18 protein-coding genes and 2 pseudogenes are annotated in these 17,336 nt (G+C 38.8%); 10 read left to right on the top strand and 10 right to left on the bottom strand.

The features are described 5' to 3' along the window. The first annotated feature begins 28 nt into the window (after positions 1 to 28). The 3 genes from gndA (at position 29) to ACX27_RS30020 (ending at position 2,261) form a co-directional block, all read left to right on the top strand. Positions 29 to 1,459: an NADP-dependent phosphogluconate dehydrogenase gene (gene gndA, locus ACX27_RS30025; RefSeq protein ID WP_062297919.1), complete on the top strand. Its 1,431-nt coding sequence runs from the start codon at positions 29 to 31 to the stop codon at positions 1,457 to 1,459. 195 nt (positions 1,460 to 1,654) lie between these two features. Next, positions 1,655 to 1,789: a hypothetical protein gene (locus tag ACX27_RS35060; RefSeq protein ID WP_256364371.1), complete on the top strand. Its 135-nt coding sequence runs from the start codon at positions 1,655 to 1,657 to the stop codon at positions 1,787 to 1,789. 22 nt (positions 1,790 to 1,811) lie between these two features. Continuing rightward, positions 1,812 to 2,261, top strand: a complete 450-nt coding sequence (locus ACX27_RS30020; RefSeq protein ID WP_062297918.1) for a DUF7980 family protein — start codon at positions 1,812 to 1,814, stop codon at positions 2,259 to 2,261. Positions 2,262 to 2,325: 64 nt separating this feature from the next. Here ACX27_RS30020 and ACX27_RS30015 read toward each other — a convergent pair whose 3' ends face one another. Both ACX27_RS30015 and ACX27_RS30010 read right to left on the bottom strand, forming a co-directional pair. Beyond that, positions 2,326 to 3,132 carry a prohibitin family protein gene (locus tag ACX27_RS30015; RefSeq protein ID WP_062297916.1) on the bottom strand — a complete coding sequence of 269 codons (807 nt, stop codon included), beginning with the start codon at positions 3,130 to 3,132 and terminating at the stop codon, positions 2,326 to 2,328. A gap of 66 nt (positions 3,133 to 3,198) precedes the next feature. Continuing rightward, positions 3,199 to 3,870: a cadmium resistance transporter gene (locus ACX27_RS30010; protein WP_062297914.1), complete on the bottom strand. Its 672-nt coding sequence runs from the start codon at positions 3,868 to 3,870 to the stop codon at positions 3,199 to 3,201. A gap of 23 nt (positions 3,871 to 3,893) precedes the next feature. Here ACX27_RS30010 and ACX27_RS30005 point away from each other — a divergent pair, with 23 nt between their 5' ends. Then, positions 3,894 to 4,556 (top strand): cadmium resistance transporter, encoded by a 663-nt coding sequence (locus tag ACX27_RS30005; protein WP_062297913.1) that lies wholly within the window; start codon positions 3,894 to 3,896, stop codon positions 4,554 to 4,556. A gap of 401 nt (positions 4,557 to 4,957) precedes the next feature. Beyond that, a pseudogene (locus ACX27_RS30000) lies at positions 4,958 to 5,750 on the top strand (sulfite exporter TauE/SafE family protein). A gap of 3 nt (positions 5,751 to 5,753) precedes the next feature. On the opposite strand, the gene ACX27_RS29995 reads toward ACX27_RS30000, so the two are convergent. Both ACX27_RS29995 and ACX27_RS29990 read right to left on the bottom strand, forming a co-directional pair. After that, positions 5,754 to 6,428 (bottom strand): cadmium resistance transporter, encoded by a 675-nt coding sequence (locus ACX27_RS29995; RefSeq protein ID WP_062297911.1) that lies wholly within the window; start codon positions 6,426 to 6,428, stop codon positions 5,754 to 5,756. Positions 6,429 to 6,690: 262 nt separating this feature from the next. Further along, a pseudogene (locus tag ACX27_RS29990) lies at positions 6,691 to 7,627 on the bottom strand (LysR family transcriptional regulator). Between the two features lie 476 nt (positions 7,628 to 8,103). Between ACX27_RS29990 and ACX27_RS29985 the strand changes: the two are divergent. The 3 genes from ACX27_RS29985 (at position 8,104) to ACX27_RS29975 (ending at position 10,173) form a co-directional block, all read left to right on the top strand. Next, the gene (locus ACX27_RS29985; protein WP_062297909.1) at positions 8,104 to 8,856 is read left to right on the top strand and encodes a cadmium resistance transporter; all 753 of its coding nucleotides are present in this window, start codon (positions 8,104 to 8,106) and stop codon (positions 8,854 to 8,856) included. Positions 8,857 to 8,987: 131 nt separating this feature from the next. Next, positions 8,988 to 9,542, top strand: a complete 555-nt coding sequence (locus tag ACX27_RS29980; RefSeq protein WP_235526428.1) for a hypothetical protein — start codon at positions 8,988 to 8,990, stop codon at positions 9,540 to 9,542. 205 nt (positions 9,543 to 9,747) lie between these two features. Next, positions 9,748 to 10,173, top strand: coding sequence for a YidH family protein (locus ACX27_RS29975; RefSeq protein WP_062297907.1), 426 nt, complete (start codon positions 9,748 to 9,750; stop codon positions 10,171 to 10,173). 85 nt (positions 10,174 to 10,258) lie between these two features. Here ACX27_RS29975 and cysK read toward each other — a convergent pair whose 3' ends face one another. Together cysK and ACX27_RS29965 are read right to left on the bottom strand one after the other, a co-directional pair. Next, positions 10,259 to 11,221: a cysteine synthase A gene (gene cysK / locus ACX27_RS29970; RefSeq protein ID WP_062297905.1), complete on the bottom strand. Its 963-nt coding sequence runs from the start codon at positions 11,219 to 11,221 to the stop codon at positions 10,259 to 10,261. An 18-nt stretch (positions 11,222 to 11,239) separates the two neighbouring features. After that, the gene (locus ACX27_RS29965; protein ID WP_062297903.1) at positions 11,240 to 11,671 is read right to left on the bottom strand and encodes an RrF2 family transcriptional regulator; all 432 of its coding nucleotides are present in this window, start codon (positions 11,669 to 11,671) and stop codon (positions 11,240 to 11,242) included. Positions 11,672 to 11,964: 293 nt separating this feature from the next. Here ACX27_RS29965 and cysE point away from each other — a divergent pair, with 293 nt between their 5' ends. Next, positions 11,965 to 12,687 carry a serine O-acetyltransferase gene (cysE, locus tag ACX27_RS29960; RefSeq protein ID WP_062297902.1) on the top strand — a complete coding sequence of 241 codons (723 nt, stop codon included), beginning with the start codon at positions 11,965 to 11,967 and terminating at the stop codon, positions 12,685 to 12,687. 68 nt (positions 12,688 to 12,755) lie between these two features. Here cysE and ssuE read toward each other — a convergent pair whose 3' ends face one another. Together ssuE and ssuD are read right to left on the bottom strand one after the other, a co-directional pair. After that, positions 12,756 to 13,325, bottom strand: a complete 570-nt coding sequence (gene ssuE, locus ACX27_RS29955; RefSeq protein ID WP_062297900.1) for an NADPH-dependent FMN reductase — start codon at positions 13,323 to 13,325, stop codon at positions 12,756 to 12,758. A gap of 74 nt (positions 13,326 to 13,399) precedes the next feature. Further along, positions 13,400 to 14,545, bottom strand: coding sequence for an FMNH2-dependent alkanesulfonate monooxygenase (ssuD, locus tag ACX27_RS29950; protein ID WP_062297898.1), 1,146 nt, complete (start codon positions 14,543 to 14,545; stop codon positions 13,400 to 13,402). A gap of 285 nt (positions 14,546 to 14,830) precedes the next feature. Here ssuD and ACX27_RS29945 point away from each other — a divergent pair, with 285 nt between their 5' ends. Beyond that, complete coding sequence (locus ACX27_RS29945; RefSeq protein WP_062297896.1) at positions 14,831 to 16,081, top strand: tetratricopeptide repeat protein; 1,251 nt, start codon at positions 14,831 to 14,833, stop codon at positions 16,079 to 16,081. Positions 16,082 to 16,145: 64 nt separating this feature from the next. Here the strand turns inward: ACX27_RS29945 and ACX27_RS29940 are convergent, their stop codons facing one another. Both ACX27_RS29940 and ACX27_RS29935 read right to left on the bottom strand, forming a co-directional pair. Further along, positions 16,146 to 16,973 carry a phosphate/phosphite/phosphonate ABC transporter substrate-binding protein gene (locus ACX27_RS29940; protein WP_062297895.1) on the bottom strand — a complete coding sequence of 276 codons (828 nt, stop codon included), beginning with the start codon at positions 16,971 to 16,973 and terminating at the stop codon, positions 16,146 to 16,148. Next, entirely contained in the window at positions 16,970 to 17,212 is a 243-nt protein-coding gene (locus tag ACX27_RS29935) for a hypothetical protein (RefSeq protein ID WP_062297893.1), read from the bottom strand. Before ACX27_RS29935 ends, ACX27_RS29940 begins: the two co-directional genes overlap by 4 nt. Between the last annotated feature and the right edge of the window lie 124 nt (positions 17,213 to 17,336).

Here is a 17,336-nt window from a genome sequence, read left to right as displayed (position 1 = left end):
GAATCTGCAAGAGTTAGCCAAACTAGTTATGACACTACAAAGCTTTGGTGTGATTGGATTAGCTGTTATGGGCGAAAACATCGCTCTCAACGTGGAACGTAACGGTTTTCCAATTGCAGTATACAACCGCTCCCGCGAAAAAACCGATGCTTTCATGGCTGAACGTGCGCCAGGACGTAACGTTAAAGCGGCCTTTACTTTAGAAGAATTCGTCGCAGCACTAGAACGTCCCCGCAAAATTCTAGTGATGGTGCAAGCTGGTAAACCCGTAGATGCGGTGATTCAACAGCTAAAACCTTTGCTCGACGAAGGCGATATCATCATTGATGGCGGCAACTCTTGGTTTGAAGATACCCAAAGACGTACCGAAGAACTAGAACCCCTAGGTCTACGGTTTCTCGGTATGGGTGTAAGTGGTGGTGAAGAAGGCGCATTAAACGGCCCTTCACTCATGCCCGGTGGTACTCAAAGTTCTTATGAGTATCTCTCACCAATTTTCAATAAAATTGCTGCCCAAGTTGATGACGGCCCTTGTGTGACCTACGTCGGCCCTGGTGGTTCAGGTCACTATGTGAAGATGGTACACAACGGCATTGAGTACGGTGACATGCAGCTAATTGCTGAAGCCTACGACTTGCTGAAAAATGCTGGTGGACTTGACCACAATCAACTTCACGAAGTGTTTGCTGAATGGAACACCACAGACGAACTTAACTCGTTTTTGATTGAGATTACAGCTAATATCTTCCCTTACATTGACCCAGACACCAGTCTACCTTTGGTAGATTTGATTGTAGACGCAGCAGGTCAAAAGGGAACTGGTCGTTGGACTGTACAAACTGCTTTGGAATTAGGTGTTTCTATTCCTACCATTACAGCAGCCGTAAATGCTCGGATTATCTCTTCAATTAAAGACGAACGGATAGCTGCATCTAAGCAACTCTCAGGCCCCAGTGGCAAATATAGCGGTACTACCAAAGAGTTTATTAACAAAGTCCGGGATGCTTTATATTGCTCCAAGATTTGTTCTTACGCTCAAGGGATGGCATTGCTATCTACAGCTTCCAAAACCTTCAACTGGAATTTGGATTTGGGCGAATTAGCTCGGATTTGGAAAGGTGGCTGTATTATTCGCGCTGGCTTTTTGAATAAGATTAAAAAGGCATTTACCGAAAATCCTGCATTGCCTAACTTGCTCTTAGCTCCTGAATTTAAGCAAACAATTCTAGACAGACAAGCAGCTTGGCGGGAAGTGATCATTACTGCTGCTCAACTGGGTATTCCTGTCCCAGCTTTTAGCGCATCTTTAGATTATTTTGACAGCTATCGCCGCGATCGCTTGCCCCAAAACCTCACTCAAGCACAACGCGACTACTTCGGCGCACACACCTATCTGCGTCTCGACAAACCTGGTTCTTTCCACACAGAATGGGTTCCCATCGAAGAAGCTAAAAAGTAAACTTTCACTTTTGAGTATATTGTGAAAGTTTAAATTGCTGTCAATTGCAAATGAGAAAGTGACTCTGAAATTCAGAGTCACTTTCTTTTGATATCCAATGAATAATATCGTGTCCGGTAAAATACTTATCATCAAGACCGCAGGGTGCAGGGGAGAAAGAGTTTCGTCTTTCTGCACAGATATGCGTCAAAGCGGATGTCTGCTTTGGGAAGCGATCGCAACGCAGCGCATCAACTATCTGCTTCTCGAAGCATCGCTTACTATTTAGCTAACCTAACAAATCAACATCGTACTAGACTTTATAACCATTCCTGGATTAAACTACACTAAACTGAGAGAAATAGTGTAGTTTATGAACAGCATCCAAAAAGACAGTCAGGTGTCGAGTTTAGCAGCAAAAGTAGTCTCAGAGTCTGTGACTCAGGAATCCCCAAAAAATATATTTAAAAGGCTGAGAGGTGGATTCTTGCTGGTACTTGGATATTTATTATCCCCTTTATGTTGGTGGAATGATTTGTTATTCAATCTACCCATTGCTTACTTTTTTGGATACTTATGTAGTTTACTATCCCCAAAGTTGCTCATTCCTGCTTCAATTCTGGGTTACTGGCTCTCCAATGTTGTGGGAATTCTCTTAATGCAATTTGGTTCTCAAGATATTTTTCAGAAAAACTCTCAAGAACGTAATCTGAAAAAGGAACTTTTATCTGGTTTTATTTCATCGACTGTTTATACTTTAATAATTATAATATTGCTTCAGTTGAAGATAGTCGAAACTCCTGCCTTATTTGCTAATAGCTAATAACTTGTAAGAATTTGAAAAGTATGAGTCAGAAGCAAGAAAGTATTTTTCTGACTCATGAATTTTACTTAGATAACTTAATAAATTCACTAAAATCCCATATTTTAAGACTTTCTTTACCGATAACTAAGGGTAGTTTTCCATTCCATTTATCTATTGCTTGCTTTTGTAACAACTCTTTTGTTAGTTCATCACGTAGTAATTTATAAATTTCAGCTTCTCCTTTCGCTAAATTAACTTTAGCTTCTGCTTCTTTAGCTGCTTTTAAAGCTAGAAATTCTGAGCGTTTTGCATCTTGTTCAGCAATTTGTTTTGCTTCTACTGCTTCACCAAATAACTCAGAAAAATGGACGTGAATTAATGAAATATCATCAACTGCAATATGATAGTTACGCAAGCGAGTAGTTAAAGCTTGGTCTACTTCTAATTTTACTTTTCCGCGCTTAGTAATAATTTCTTCCGCAGTATATTGGGCAATGACAGCTTTAATAACTTCCTCAACTGCTGGATTAATAATTTTATCGACAATACTTTGCTCGTTGCCGATTTGTTGATAAATAATGTTAACTTCCTCTGGAAGAATATGCCAGTTCAGAGCAACATCAGTAAATACATCTTGTAAATCTTTAGAAGCAGCTTCAGCAGATATTTCCTGTTTTTGTACACGAACACTTAACTTGGCAACTGTATTAACCACAGGAATAATTAAATGGATGCCTTCTCCTAATATTTGCTCTTGTACCTCACCAAATGTCATTAATACGCCTCGTTCTCCTGCGCCAACAATTACGCAGGGTGTGAGCAAGATAGTAATTAGAAATAAAAAAGCAGTAAATTTACCAGCGTGATTAAAAGTTTTACTATTTTTCATAGTCATGTTAAATATTGTCAGCCATAAGAAAGTAAATAAGTAAAGAAATTTTAAAGCTGATTTAACCTATTTTTTCACTAATACTATTAAACAACAGCAACTTGCAACTAATTGTATCAAACTTAAAGCTTCTGTTTTTAATATAATAAACGAACCTAATCCTATTAAAATGAAAGGTACAATATGGTTAACGTAGCGAGTTAAAGTATGCGCGATCGCTGGCTGATGAGTTAGTTGATATGCTGAATAACATAAAACCCCCAATAATAAAAAAAATATTCCAATAATTATCCAAAAACTAGTTAAATTACTACTAGCAAATAACGGTATATATACACTAACATTATCACCGCCATTAGCAATTGTCACTGCTGCTACGGTATAAGTCTGCGGTGAAATAAAACTAGTGGCTAGTTCCTCTGAATCTGGCATAGTTTCTTCTAACCTTTCTTCTATAGAATCATCTTCCTGATTGATTAAAAGGCTGATACCTATAGCAATTGGTATTAACCCCAATAAACCAATCCAGTTTGCTCCTAACACAAAACCACTAAATAAACCAGGTAAACTGAGGGCTATTAGTACAATAAAACCTAAATACTGACCAAAAAAAATATGCTGTGGTCGAAAGTAAGAATTTATTTGCGAAAACAACAGGAGCAAAATTGCAATATCATCAATATTGGTAGAGATAAATGCAACTACACCTGTGCTAATAGCAGTAATTAACTCATTCATTTCCTTTTGGTTGAAAATTTAGCATGATTAACTTAGGTACATCTTTTATTGAAGCAATTATCGCTTTCACAGCTACAAATATTGATGACATCATAATTTTGCTTCTACTCTTCTCTCAGGTAGATGGAAATTTTCGACGGCGACATATTGTGTTTGGTCAATATCTTGGTTTTGTCGCTATCATCATTGCCAGCTTACCAGGATTTTTTGGTGGTTTGATTATACAGCGAGAATGGATAGGATTACTCGGACTATTGCCAATAATAATTGGTTTGATGCAATTGCTCAACCAAGAACAAGAAACCATAGAAATTCAAACGGTCACAACTGAATTTAAACAGTCTTCATCGGTTAATTCTTTATTGTCTTTTATTTTAAGTATTTTACATCCCCAAACTTATAAAGTTGCAGCAATCAAAATTGCTAATGGTGGAGATAATATCAGTATTTATATTCCTTTATTTGCTGGGCAGAATTTTGCTAGTTTGGGAGTTATTTTAAGTGTATTTTTTATAATGCTAGGAATTTTATGTGCGGCTGCTTATCTATTAAGTCAACACGCTACCATTGCCTATATTTTAAGTCGCTACGGTAAAGTTATTGTACCTTTTGTCTTAATTGGCTTAGGTTTATTCATTCTCTACGAAAGAGGTACATTTGCCCTCTTACCTTGGATGAGAAGCTAACTAATACAGTACCAAATATTAAGTGAGCGATCGCCTAATAACAAAAAATATATTTAATCAGTGATTTTTTAAGCTTTAATCTGGTTGTTTAAAACACTGTGGTCTAGTTAAATACTGAAGCTTAAATATGTTTATTAACGATGTTAATTAAAAATTCAATTGAATTTAATGGTATAAATTAATACTAGCAATTCGTTTAATTTCTAAAAATCTAGACTTTTCTCATACTTTAATATTAAAATACGGTAAATCGGTCAAATTAAAGTATTTAATACCATCTTCTCTAAATTTATTCAAAACTTGCAATTCTATGAAACCTTTTACACGACTGGATTACAGCCAATCTTTTAGTGTTAGCTAGACAAAGCCACATTCACAAAACCCCGGTTCAGGACAGGAGTATGGATTTTTTATTACTGCCTTTTTTCAGCTTTTTAGTTGGTATTGTTGTAGGTCTGACAGGAATTGGTGGTGCTTCTCTCATCACTCCAATGTTGATTTTTGTTTTTCAAGTACCACCTGCGGTAGCAGTAAGTTCTGATGTAGTGGCAGCGACATTGATGAAAGTCGTTGGTAGTATCAAACATTGGCAGCAACAAACGCTCGATAGAGAAGTCGTCAAATGGCTGGCTTTGGGGAGCGTTCCTGGTTCCTTACTAGGAGTTGGAATACTACATCTGATCAAACTCAAGGCTGAACATAACTTGAATAACATCATGCTGCACTTGCTAGGCGTGACAATTTTGTTAGTCACTGTTTTTGCTTTGATGCAAATGCTGGTATTAACCTTTTTTCCAAAAGTACAACTACCTGAACTACCTAAATTTGACTTAAATACTGGAGTAGGACGTTTACAAACATTAACTGTAGGAGCATTTTTAGGCTGTGTTGTAGGTCTAACTAGTGTTGCTTCTGGTTCAATGTTTGCCTTAGCACTGATTGCATTTTTTTCGGTTAGATACCCGAAAGTTAGTTGGCACGGATATTTCCCAAGCTGCCATTCTGTTAATATTCACTGCTATCGGACATCTGACGTTGGGAACAGTGGACTGGAATTTAGTATTACCAATATGGCTTGGTTCAGTACCAGGAGTATTACTAGGAGCGAAAGTCTGTCAAATTGCGCCCCAAAAACCACTGCGATTTATGGTTTATTTTATCTTGATGATGGTGAGCTTAAAGTTGGTTTATTAGGCTCTAATTAGGAAACATTGCAATATTAGGTAAGAGTCGATACGTTTCACTTTTGATCAAGATAGATAATCCTAAATAAATTAAGACGAAAGGACAGATTTTACGAGCATAACGAGCTAGTAAAGGAGTCGTGAGAGGATTACGAGTTAAGTTATAAGATAGAAAACACCATAGTCCAACTGTCAAATAGCAAACACTCAAAATCACACCCAGGCTAGGAAGACTACTGCTGGCAAATAACGGTACATAAATCCCAATGTTATTTCCACCATTAGCAATAGTGACCGCAGAGACACGATAAGTCTGAGGATCTCGCAGAGTTGCTAACAAAGATTTTTTATGTCGCTGCGATTTTGCACGAGCATCAAAGTCAATTGATACAGCTTGTACTGTTTCTGTCTCAGTTTCTCGGTTAAGAAGATGATTAATACCAATGGCGACTGGTAAAAAACCTAGTAACCCAATCCATGTATGAGGAATAATCAGACCACCTAAAAAACCAGGAAGACTAGCCATTACTAGTAAGGTGAATCCCAGAAACTCACCTAAGACAATATTCTGGGGACGAAAGGTGCGATTGACTTTACCGAAAAATGCTGTCAAGTACAAGTTGTCATCAAAAGTAGTAGCAAGCGCAGTAGAAATGCCGATAATGATAGTACCAACTAACCAACTCATAGTATGTTGCTCGCAAAGACGTAATTCTGTTCTCCTTAGTCACTCTCTATTGGTCATAGTGAGGTTACGTCAGGAGATGGTTTGATTGTTATGCCTAGTATCAACAAACAGAAGTTATCAAAAAGCTTCATGTGATTGATTTCCTGATCAGATACTTGGCTTTATCTGGTGCTAATAATATTTCTTTGGGCTTGATAAGAGCAAATATTCTTTCTTTTTAAAATGATAAATAAAAATAATTGAATAACTGGAGTAGTTGAAATTAAGCAACTTGTATGTTGTCTTGTGTGAGCATATTTTCAAAAGCAAGCATGACTTGTGTATGGAAACGTTGACGATGTTTTAGCTTCCAAATCGGCTGAATAATTTCTAATTTCTTCGTAGATTTTTTTTGCGGATTAGTAATTTGTACAGCGTGTAATGTTCCTAGCTGTAATTCTTTTTTGACCATTAATTCTGGAAGTGCGGCTGCGCCAACGCCACTTTCGACAACAGCTTTCACCATTTCGCTAGTGTTGAAATTCAGCACAACATCTAGATTTGTGGATTCGATTCCCCAACTCTGTAAGGCTTGATCAAACATCTGCTGTGCGCCAGAACCAGACTCACGCATCACCCAACTTGTATGCAATAATTCATCTAAATAAATCTCATGACGTTGATACCAAGGATGGGATTTACCCACAACAATTTGCAGGCGATCGCTTCCTATTTCATCTTTCTCTAAAGATTGCTGCAATGATGGTTTAATATCTCCTGTTACCAAACCCAAATCATACATTCCTACAGCAGTTCCTTCACAAATTTCTTCAGCATTCCCTAACTTACAATTGATAAAAATACCCGGATATAACTGCTTAAATTGACTGATTTTTTCAGGTAGCCAATAGTTACCAACTGTCAAGCTTGCTCCAATTTTTAACTCTCCCCGTTGCAGATTATTTAATTCCTTCAAGCCTCGTTCTGTTAACTCTACATGATCGAGAATTTTTTGCGCTTCACCTTGTAGTAACTTTCCTGCATCTGTAATCTCAATATGACGACCAATGCGATGAAACAACCTGACACCGTATTCTGTCTCTAAGCTTTGAATAGCAGCACTGACGGCTGGTTGAGTGATATACAAAGCTTCTGCTGCACGGGTGAAGTGCAACATTTCTGCTACGGCTAAAAAAAATTCGCAACTGTTCCAGCGTCATTTGGACTATGTACAGGCTTGTATCTTAGTGATTTTGAAGACCTGGAGCTATTATACGGTAAATGCACAGGAAAACTGTAGATAATTGTAAATGTTTTTAGGGACTTCCAGAGAATCAATTATCCAATTTATCTGCTTCAAGACCACTGTCTTTCCCCTTGCTCCCTGCTCCCTGCCCCCTTGCCATTAACGTGATTGTATATTTTTTTAATTGGAAGTCCCTTAGTTCAATAGTTTGGGGCATATCTGCATCATCATAAATTCAGTCTATGGATTTAACAAAAAAGACTGTTTGCTCTTATTGATGGGGAGCCATAGAGTGAAACTATGCCTTTTTTACAGACTCTCTAGGAAAAAAGCCAAATTTAGCTACTCATTAGAAAACCCAAAACCAAAGATGAAAAAGGTTTTCTTTCTCTACTACCTTGTTCAAGCTAGCCCCTAGCCTCTAATCTCCAGCTTATATTACGACGCACAATGAACCAATTACTAACCTCTTTTCCTGTAGCATTTACCGCTTTTGCTGCTACCAATCTTGACGATATCGTTATCTTGTCGCTGTTTTTCTCACAAATCAATGCTTGCTTTCGCCGTCGTCATATTGTTATTGGTCAGTATTTGGGCTTTAGTGCGTTAGTAATCGCCAGTTTACCTAGCTTCTTTGGCAAGCTCATCCTACCCGACTCTTGGATTGGGTTACTTGGTATTGTACCAATCATCATTGGGATCAATCGCTTATTCAATCAAGATACTAACAACACAGAAGATTTAAATACCTGTGAATCTTCGCCAGCTTGGTGGAGTAATTTTCTATCACCCCAAGCCTATGGTGTGGCAGCAGTTACGATCGCCAATGGTAGCGATAACATTAGTATCTATATGCCCATATTTGCTACCCATACATGGGACAGCTTAATCATAATTTTGTTAGTCTTCTTTGTGATGGTAGGGGTGTGGTGTTATACAGCTTACCGTTTAACTCAAACTGAAGCGATCGCATCTGTAATTAATCGCTACGGTAATTCTTTAGTTCCCTTTATTCTCATAGGATTAGGCGTTTCCATCTTAATACAGAGTCACACGTTAGAAACTCCTGTCTTAGCTTTGGTCACCTGTATCAATATTGGTGCTTACCTATTAATTACAGGCAAGAATGCCTGGCGAGAAATTTATAAATTTTCTTTGGGATCACCAGAAGCTGAAGTTTTATCCAGAGGTGAACAAAAATAGGCTTTGATAGTAGCCTATTCCATTAGACAAATAAAAATCTAGCTCTTTGAGGAGAGAACTATGAAATTTTTTCAAAAATGCTCTTGTAAAAACTACACTGGTTTGTTTGTTACTGTTAGTTAACTTAGTGATTGCTCAACCATCTTGGGCAGAGAAAAAAAATAACTGCTGATCCAGACTATATAGAAATTACAAAATCGCTGGAATCGGCTTTACAAGACAAACAAACCCAAGGTTCGACACCAGAAATAGAACAAACAATCTCTAACTTGAAATACCAAAAGTACATTTTAGAGAATAGTGAAGACCCTGTAGGAATCTGCCGTAATGACACAGATAAAACGCTGTTGATCTATGGAGAAAAACCTAAAAAATCTACATCAACCTACGATAATGAATTGTATCTGCTTCCTAGTGGTGTAGAAACAGATGACGAGTGGGATTGTCAAGGTGTATATATTCCAGGACAAGCGGCTACAGCAGAACAAGCGGCTATACCTGCTAAAGCGGTTAAGATTTTTCATGGAACTCGGTTAGTCACTACAACCAATTCCCAAACTGGAGAACTTGAATTTAATCTTCCACCAGCTAAAGTTTTTCAATCTGGCGAAGCTAACTGGTTTATTCCGGACGATTTGCAAGCTGTACTCAATACAGGAATAAGAACTGCAAAAATTAACGATTAAAGCACTAGTTCTACTTGAATATGCAGTTTAATTAAAACAAGAGTCAGAATTTTTCTGGCTCTTTTATTTTCAATTTATATTAAGATAAATTAAAATCCCCCAATAAAAAATATTAATAATGAAACATCAATAAACTTGTTTTATTAAAGACTCTATATCAATAAATAGAAGCAATTTGACATTGATACTTAGATATATAAATCCCATGAAAATAGACGCAGAGAAATTAACAGTGAACAATATAGAAAAAAAGAAGTACAGGTCAGATAGAATCCGGGATCACTTAGCTAATGAACGCACTTATCTAGCATGGATGCGGAGTGGTATTGCACTCATGGGTTTTGGTGTGTTAATTGTACGATTGCGGATTATCCGACCCCCATTTGCACCACAACCTCCTGGTAATGGTTGGAAGTTAGGTTTAGCATTTGCTTTGGTAGGAGTATTAACAGTTTTACTTTCAACACAGCATTATTTTGCCGTTCGTCGAGATATTGACGAAGATACTTATCAACCGCCAGACCGTTGGATATTATTAGCGAGTATAGCTGTGCTTCTCCTTGGTGGTGGCGTACTATACTATGTGTTTACTCTTCCTTTAGAGCATTTGAATAGTTACATTTTGGAGTAAGAGATTAGGGGCTAGAGACTAGGGATTAGGCTTACCTCCAAGGGTGTAGGGAAGGAATTTTCATCAGCCTCTAGCTTTTAACTATCTAAGTGAGAACAGGTATTTCTAAATCTGATAAATCCTTGAATAACGTAGTGCTTAAGTAGCGTTCGCCAAAACTAGGTTGAACCATGACAATTAACTTACCTTCATTTTCTGGACGTTTTGCTACCTGAATAGCTGCATACAACGCTGCGCCTGTAGAAATACCCGATAATAAACCTTCTTCTCTTGCTAATCTGCGACTATAGCTAATTGCATCTTCATCGGATACAGCAATCACTTCATCAATCAATTCCAGACGGCAAATTGCAGGGATAAATCCTGCACCAATTCCTTGAATTTTATGCGCTCCTGATTTACCTCCAGAAAGTACCTGACTATTAGTTGGTTCTACAGCAATAGCTTGAAAACTGGGCTTGCGCTGTTTAATTACCTCAGCAACACCAGTTAATGTTCCGCCAGTACCAACTCCTGCTATCAGAATATCGACTTGTCCATCGGTGTCTTGCCAAATTTCTTCAGCAGTGGCTTGACGATGGATTTTAGGATTAGCTGGGTTACGGAACTGTTGCAACATATAGGCATTGGGTAATTCTGCCACAATTTGCTCGGCTTTGGCGATCGCTCCTCGCATCCCTTCAACACCAGGAGTTAATTCTAACTGTGCGCCATAAGCTCGCAACATCGCCCGTCTTTCTGTACTCATGGTATCTGGCATCGTCAGAATCAAATGATAACCCTTTGCCGCCGCCACCATTGCCAAGGCGATACCCGTATTTCCAGAAGTTGGTTCTACTAATATTGTTTTACCAGGATGAATTAAACCTTGTTGCTCGGCATTTTCTACCATACTCACGCCAATTCTGTCTTTAACAGATGCAGATGGGTTCATGCTTTCTAACTTCACCACAATATCGGCTACAGTTCCCTCTGCTTGAAGAATTCTGTTTAACTGCACTAATGGCGTGTGTCCGACTAACTCTGTAATATTTTTAGCAATTTTCATAACAGGATTCTGATGTCGCTATATGTAATACATCTGACTTTTTTGTAAACGTGTTTCTCGTTGATCACACAAATCTTGGATAGTATATTGGCTTAAAACAGCTTGCGCCGCTACATCTGCTTGTCGCCAAATCTCCCCTACCAAGCTTTTTTCTAAATTTCCTTCCGCAGAGATTTCTTTTTCTTTCTGTTCTCCATCCAACATAATTACGACTTCCAACAAAGTTAGTTGTCGAGGTTCACGCACCAAGATAAACCCACCTCTAGAACCACGTTGACTCTGCACCACACCCGCTCGCCGCAAGTTGGAAAGAATTTGCTCTAGATAACGCTCTGGAATCGGATGTTTGGCAGATATATCACTCATAGTGATGGGGGTTTTGCGAACATAATGGTTCGCTAACTCTAAAAGTGCCAATAGAGCATATTCCACCTTGGCAGACAGATCCAAAAGGGCATAGTTTTGTTTTTTTTAAGCTTTCCGACATTATACTACAGTTAACTGGTAGACTTATTGTACTTTAAAAGAAATAATTACTAAAAACAATGTTCTGATAGCTACAGTTACTTTAATTATTGTTGAATTACTATAAATCTATCCATTTATCGGTGTTTAGGTATAAAGCTCTATATATAAGGCTGATTTAATCTATGGCAATTTCGTGTAATCCACCCTATCTAATTTGAATTTGTCATAAATATCACCACAAATTTCAACTAGCCTTCATTTGCAAATGCAGAAATATGCTTCTAACTGACTTACGTACAATTTCTGAACGCGATCCCGCAGCCCGTAATTGGCTAGAGATTTTATTCTGTTATCCCGGCGTTCAAGCTTTGATGTTTCATCGTCTTACCCACTGGTTGTACAAAATCGGGATTCCTTTTGTACCGCGATTGATTTCTACTATCAGTCGGTTTTTGACGGGTATTGAAATTCATCCTGGTGCAAAGATTGGTAAAGGCGTATTTATCGACCACGGTATGGGTGTAGTCATTGGTGAAACAGCTATTGTTGGTGACTATGCCCTCATTTATCAAGGTGTCACCCTCGGCGGTACAGGCAAAGAAAGCGGTAAGCGCCATCCTACTTTGGGTGAGAATGTTGTCGTTGGGGCTGGTGCAAAAGTGTTGGGTAATATTCAAATAGGTGACAACGTTCGCATTGGTGCAGGTTCAGTAGTTCTGCGCGATGTCCCCAGCAACACGACTGTAGTAGGTGTTCCAGGACGTTTGATTAAGGTTGATAATCATGCTGATGTTTTAGCACATGGGAAAATCCGAGATGTAGAAGCAGAGGTAATTCGCGCTCTGTTTGAACGTGTTAAATACTTGGAACAGCAGGTAGAACAGTTAGATATTAACGTGCATCTATCTACCAACGAAGAAAACAATCAACACATCGATGAGACTAAAGCTGAAAGCAACTTAGTCATTGAAGAGTTTTTAGATGGTGCAGGAATTTAAGTCAAAAAATAGCAGATGGGTGGGAGTATCCCATCTGCTATTAAAAAAGGAGTAAGCGACAAGTTTAATTAATTATTAGTGAGTGCCAATTCTTGAGTTGCATCCTGGGTATGATTCACTGCGACAGCAAACTCTTTGAGGACATCTTGCAATCTTTGGGCTATTTCTGCATCTAGTTGCACGCTACCATCAGGCTGAATTTGAATTTGCTTATCGACTGCGTAAACTGTACTTAATATATGGCGTGCGCCTAGTTCAGATAATACGGGTTTTAAGGCATATTCTACTGATAATAAATGAGCGATTGTCCCACCTGTAGCTATAGGAAGTAAAACTTTGCCTGTTAAGGCTTTCTGGGGTAATAAGTCTAAAAATGCTTTCAGTACACCTGTGTAAGCAGCTTTATATATAGGGGTAGCAATAATTACGCCGCTTGCTTTTTCGAGTAAAGCTTTTGGTTGTTGTAATGCGGTGCTATCGTAACGTCCGAATGCTAAATCTTCAGCAGGTATGTCTCGCACTGAGATGATATCTATGTTTAATCCTTGCTGTGATAGGGTTTTGGCAATATGTTCTAAAATGCTGTAGGTTCTGGAAGGGTGAGAGGGACTGCCTGCTATGGCTAATATATGTGTCATGTTGAGTTAATTCTTTTGAGGGGTTTAAACGCAGAGGTACGCAAGGGGAAGCGCGAAGTTACGCGGAGTGTTTTTTAGTCTACGGTGGCGATTTGTGGTTTGGGGAATTCTTGGTTGGCGACGACTTCACCAAAGGGGCTTAGTAGTTGTGGTTGTTGTGTTGGTTGATTCTGTAAGGGTAGGCGAGGGAAGAGTAATTCTGCTACTCGATAGGCTTCTTCTAAGTGGGGATATCCAGAGAAGATGAAGGTGTCGATACCTAAGTCTTGATATTCCAACATCCTTCTTGCAACGGTATCGGGATCGCCTACTAAGGCTGTCCCTGCGCCACCACGCACTAAGCCGATTCCTGCCCATAAGTTGGGGCTAATTTCTAAGGCTTCACGAGAGCCGTTGTGTAGTGTTGTCATGCGGTGTTGTCCTTCGGAATCCATGCGTGCGTATGCTTTTTGGGCTTGGGCGATCGCATCTTCATCGACATACCGAATTAAATTGTTGGCTGCATCCCAGGCTTGGCTTTCTGTCTCGCGTACAATGACGTGCAACCGAATCCCAAAACGTAGTGTTCTCCCTTGCGCTTCGGCTAGTCGGCGTACAGAGGATATCTTTTGGGCGACTTGTTCTGGTGGTTCGCCCCAAGTTAAATATACATCTACGTGTTTGGCAGCAATTTCTTGAGCAATGGCGGAAGAACCTCCAAACCACAAGGGCGGATGAGGTTTCTGAACTGTAGGGAATAACAGCTTACCACTTTGGATATTGAGATAGTCTCCTTGGAAGTTGGTAGTTTCTGAGGCTGCTATCTGTCGCCAGACTGCTAAAAATTCATCTGTTAATTTGTAGCGATCGTCATGGGAAAGGTGCAATCCATCTCCTGCCAACTCTACAGGATCGCCCCCGGTGACGACGTTAATTAACAACCGTCCGCCAGAAATGCGATCAAATGTAGCTGCCATTCGTGCTGCTACTGCTGGTGACATCAACCCTGGACGTATCGCTACCAAAAATTTCATTTGCTTGGTGTGCGTTACTAAAGTTGATGCCAAAATCCAAGCATCTTCGCAAGAACGGCCTGTTGGTAGTAATGCCCCTGCAAAACCTAAATGATCCACGGCTTGAGCAATCTGCCGCCAGTAATCAAAGTTAGTGACGCGTCCACCTATGGCAGTACCTAAATAGCGCCCTTCACCGTGAGTCGGAATAAACCAAAGTAGCTGCATGATATCTATGTCAGAGCAAGATTTATAATATATATCGGTAAGTCAATCGACATACCGTATATTGAATTATTTTTAGACTATCGCATAGCTAACGATGTAAATCAAGACCTCTATAAAATTAACTACGGTTAGTCTATCAATTTTTAGTATTTAAATGGTTGCGGTTTTGTGGTGAGTATGGTTAATATAAACAACAGTAAGCCGACCGTCTTATCGTAGTTTAATAAATAACTTTGTTAGAGATGTGATTCGCACCTTGACAAATTGTGGTGCAAGGAATTAACCATGCTTAAAGATGCACAAGGACTAGTAGTTACAACAGATTCACCCAAAGCGATCGCAGCTATTAACCGTTTTATCGATCAAGCACTTTGCTATGGCAAAGATGCAGAAACAGCAATTTTGCAAGCAATTGAAGCAGATCCAACTTGTGCATTAGCCCATGCTTATGCGGCGGCTTATTATCTCACCCAAGAAAACCGCAAAGCTTGGCAGCAAGCTCAACCATATCTGCAAACTGCACAACAAAATTTAGCCAAGATTACCGACAGAGAACAGTTATATGTGCAAGCAATTTCAGCTTGGGCAAATCAAGAGATTGATGTAGCGATCGCCATTCATGAGAAAATCACAAATAAGTATCCCCATGATTTGATTTCTGTGCAGCAGGGACAGTATCACTATTTTTACATGGGTGACAAAGAAAAATTATTGCAAATCGCCCAGAAAGTTGTATCTAGCAATCCCGGAAATCATTATTTATACGGTATGGTGGCGTTTGGATTAGAACAATGCCATCAACTAAAAGCAGCCGAAAAGATAGCACGTCAAGCGATCGCATTAAATAGATATGATCCTTGGGCGCATCATGCGATCGCTCATGTGATGGAAACTCAAGGAAGAGTGGATGAGGGGATAGTTTGGATGGAGAGTTTTGCAGATACTTGGGAAAACTGCAACTCTATGCTCTACACTCACAACTGGTGGCACATTGCTTTATATTATTTGCAGTTAAAAAACTATCAGAAAGTTCTCAAACTCTACGACACGCATATATGGGAACGTGCTAACAAACAATCTCCTAAAGACCAAGTAGGAGCAATTTCATTATTATTGCGCTTAGAATTGCACGGTGTAAATGTGGGCGATCGTTGGCAAAGTATCAGCCCTTATCTTTACAGCCGGATTGAAGAACACGCACTACCGTTCCAAGATTTACATTATGTCTACGCCCTCGCCAAAGCTGGACATTATGACTGGGTGAATCAGATGCTTGCAAGTATGCAGTATCACACCTTGAGTATCAATCCTTTTGTGCGACAGCGTTGGATAGAAGTAGCCATTCCCGCCGCTAGAGGTATGGTAGCTCATGCCAAAGGCGATTTTCACACCACAGTTACAGAACTCAAACCTGTTTTATCGCGCCTGCATGAGATTGGAGGAAGTAACGCACAGCGAGTGTTGTTTAGGCAAGTTTATCAAGATGCAGTGTTAGCAGCACAAAAGCAGAGTTGGGTTTACGGGATTACTGCCTGATGTGAAATCTCACGCATATTTACAACCCAAAACTAAGTAGAGACGTTATATATAACGTCTCTACTTATGTAGATAAACTAACAACAGCACGATGTCTACGACGGGCTGCGCCTACGCTATAAATCTGATTTAATATTTGATAATCTTCTAACTTTACTGCTGCAAAACGCTTGACTCCAAATTGTTGCATTACTCTTTGTAACTGAGCATCTGGTTGGAGTAATGCTAATTGCATTTGCTCAATTAAAGATATACCTAAACGCTGTGCTACTACTAAAGGTGGCATAGGAGAAGGCCCCAACACTTCTACCACACGCAAATGCTGTGATAATTCGGGAGCATCCTTTAATTCTTGTTCTAATACCACACTATCAATCGCTGCACAATCTGCTAATCCTTCAACTACCCAGCGAATTGAACACTGATGAGAACCTGATTGTAGCGTTTTACTAAAGAAATTTTCAGGATATTTTTCTTGAGTTAACCGATGACAGACTAAATTGTAACCACTATTAGAACCAAGGTCGTTATAACAAAATGTTTTCCCTGCTAAATCTGTAAACTTTTGGATATTACTATTAGCATTGACAATTACATCTGCATAGTAAACAGGGTAGTTGTTATATCGTGATGATTGCATCACAGGTGCAACCAATGTTTTTAATTGGTTGGGAACTATTTGACTATAGCGAATTAGTGGTAATCCACAAATAAAAGCTAAGTCTAACTTGTTTTGAAGTAACAGAGGGTCTTCTAAAGGGTCACATTCACCTTGTTGTATTTGAAATTCTATTTCTAAAACACGATTTAAATAAACTGCGATCGCTTGATAAAATTCCAACCAATTAGGCGCAAGATAAGATATTATTTGTAAGCTTTTATCTATATTCATTCTTGTTCTACAACAGTTTTATATTGAAATACTTGAGTGAGCTTTTTCCCAGACCAATTGATACATAAAAATACCAAACTAGCCAACGTTAAAAATAAAATACCAAAAACTGTTGTATAAGCTTTAGTATGCCACAATAACCGATTAAACAAAGCTGGAATTATTTGAGCTATCTTCGATGAAAAATGATGATCAACTCTTTTAGTTTGATTAATACTGATGTGTTGGGCTAATGCCATCTCAATTTTCTCCTTATAGCTGAAAGTTAAATACTACTAAATCGATGTATTTATAGTAGATTATAAGACGAATTATCTATTTTCGTCAAAAATTAATGCAAAGTTCTGTAAATTAAATTTTTTA

The sequence above is a fragment of the Nostoc piscinale CENA21 genome, from assembly GCF_001298445.1.
Classification (GTDB): domain Bacteria; phylum Cyanobacteriota; class Cyanobacteriia; order Cyanobacteriales; family Nostocaceae; genus Nostoc_B; species Nostoc_B piscinale_A.
The sequence above is the reverse complement of the archived record's forward strand: the minus strand, read 5'-3'. Positions and strand labels throughout refer to the sequence as shown.

Bases quoted from the DNA above. Each gene is read 5' to 3' on its own strand.
- ACX27_RS29935 (WP_062297893.1), bottom strand. From the start codon at position 17,212: ATGGCATTAGCCCAACACATCAGTATTAATCAAACTAAAAGAGTTGAT.
- cysE (WP_062297902.1), top strand. From the start codon at position 11,965: ATGCTTCTAACTGACTTACGTACAATTTCTGAACGCGATCCCGCAGCC.
- ACX27_RS30015 (WP_062297916.1), bottom strand. From the start codon at position 3,132: ATGAAAAATAGTAAAACTTTTAATCACGCTGGTAAATTTACTGCTTTT.
- ACX27_RS35060 (WP_256364371.1), top strand. From the start codon at position 1,655: ATGTCTGCTTTGGGAAGCGATCGCAACGCAGCGCATCAACTATCTGCT.
- ssuE (WP_062297900.1), bottom strand. From the start codon at position 13,325: ATGACACATATATTAGCCATAGCAGGCAGTCCCTCTCACCCTTCCAGA.
- ACX27_RS30020 (WP_062297918.1), top strand. From the start codon at position 1,812: ATGAACAGCATCCAAAAAGACAGTCAGGTGTCGAGTTTAGCAGCAAAA.
- ACX27_RS29945 (WP_062297896.1), top strand. From the start codon at position 14,831: ATGCTTAAAGATGCACAAGGACTAGTAGTTACAACAGATTCACCCAAA.
- gndA (WP_062297919.1), top strand. From the start codon at position 29: ATGACACTACAAAGCTTTGGTGTGATTGGATTAGCTGTTATGGGCGAA.
- ACX27_RS29975 (WP_062297907.1), top strand. From the start codon at position 9,748: ATGAAAATAGACGCAGAGAAATTAACAGTGAACAATATAGAAAAAAAG.
- ACX27_RS30010 (WP_062297914.1), bottom strand. From the start codon at position 3,870: ATGAATGAGTTAATTACTGCTATTAGCACAGGTGTAGTTGCATTTATC.
- ACX27_RS29985 (WP_062297909.1), top strand. From the start codon at position 8,104: ATGAACCAATTACTAACCTCTTTTCCTGTAGCATTTACCGCTTTTGCT.
- ACX27_RS29940 (WP_062297895.1), bottom strand. From the start codon at position 16,973: ATGAATATAGATAAAAGCTTACAAATAATATCTTATCTTGCGCCTAAT.
- ssuD (WP_062297898.1), bottom strand. From the start codon at position 14,545: ATGCAGCTACTTTGGTTTATTCCGACTCACGGTGAAGGGCGCTATTTA.
- ACX27_RS30005 (WP_062297913.1), top strand. From the start codon at position 3,894: ATGATTAACTTAGGTACATCTTTTATTGAAGCAATTATCGCTTTCACA.
- cysK (WP_062297905.1), bottom strand. From the start codon at position 11,221: ATGAAAATTGCTAAAAATATTACAGAGTTAGTCGGACACACGCCATTA.
- ACX27_RS29995 (WP_062297911.1), bottom strand. From the start codon at position 6,428: ATGAGTTGGTTAGTTGGTACTATCATTATCGGCATTTCTACTGCGCTT.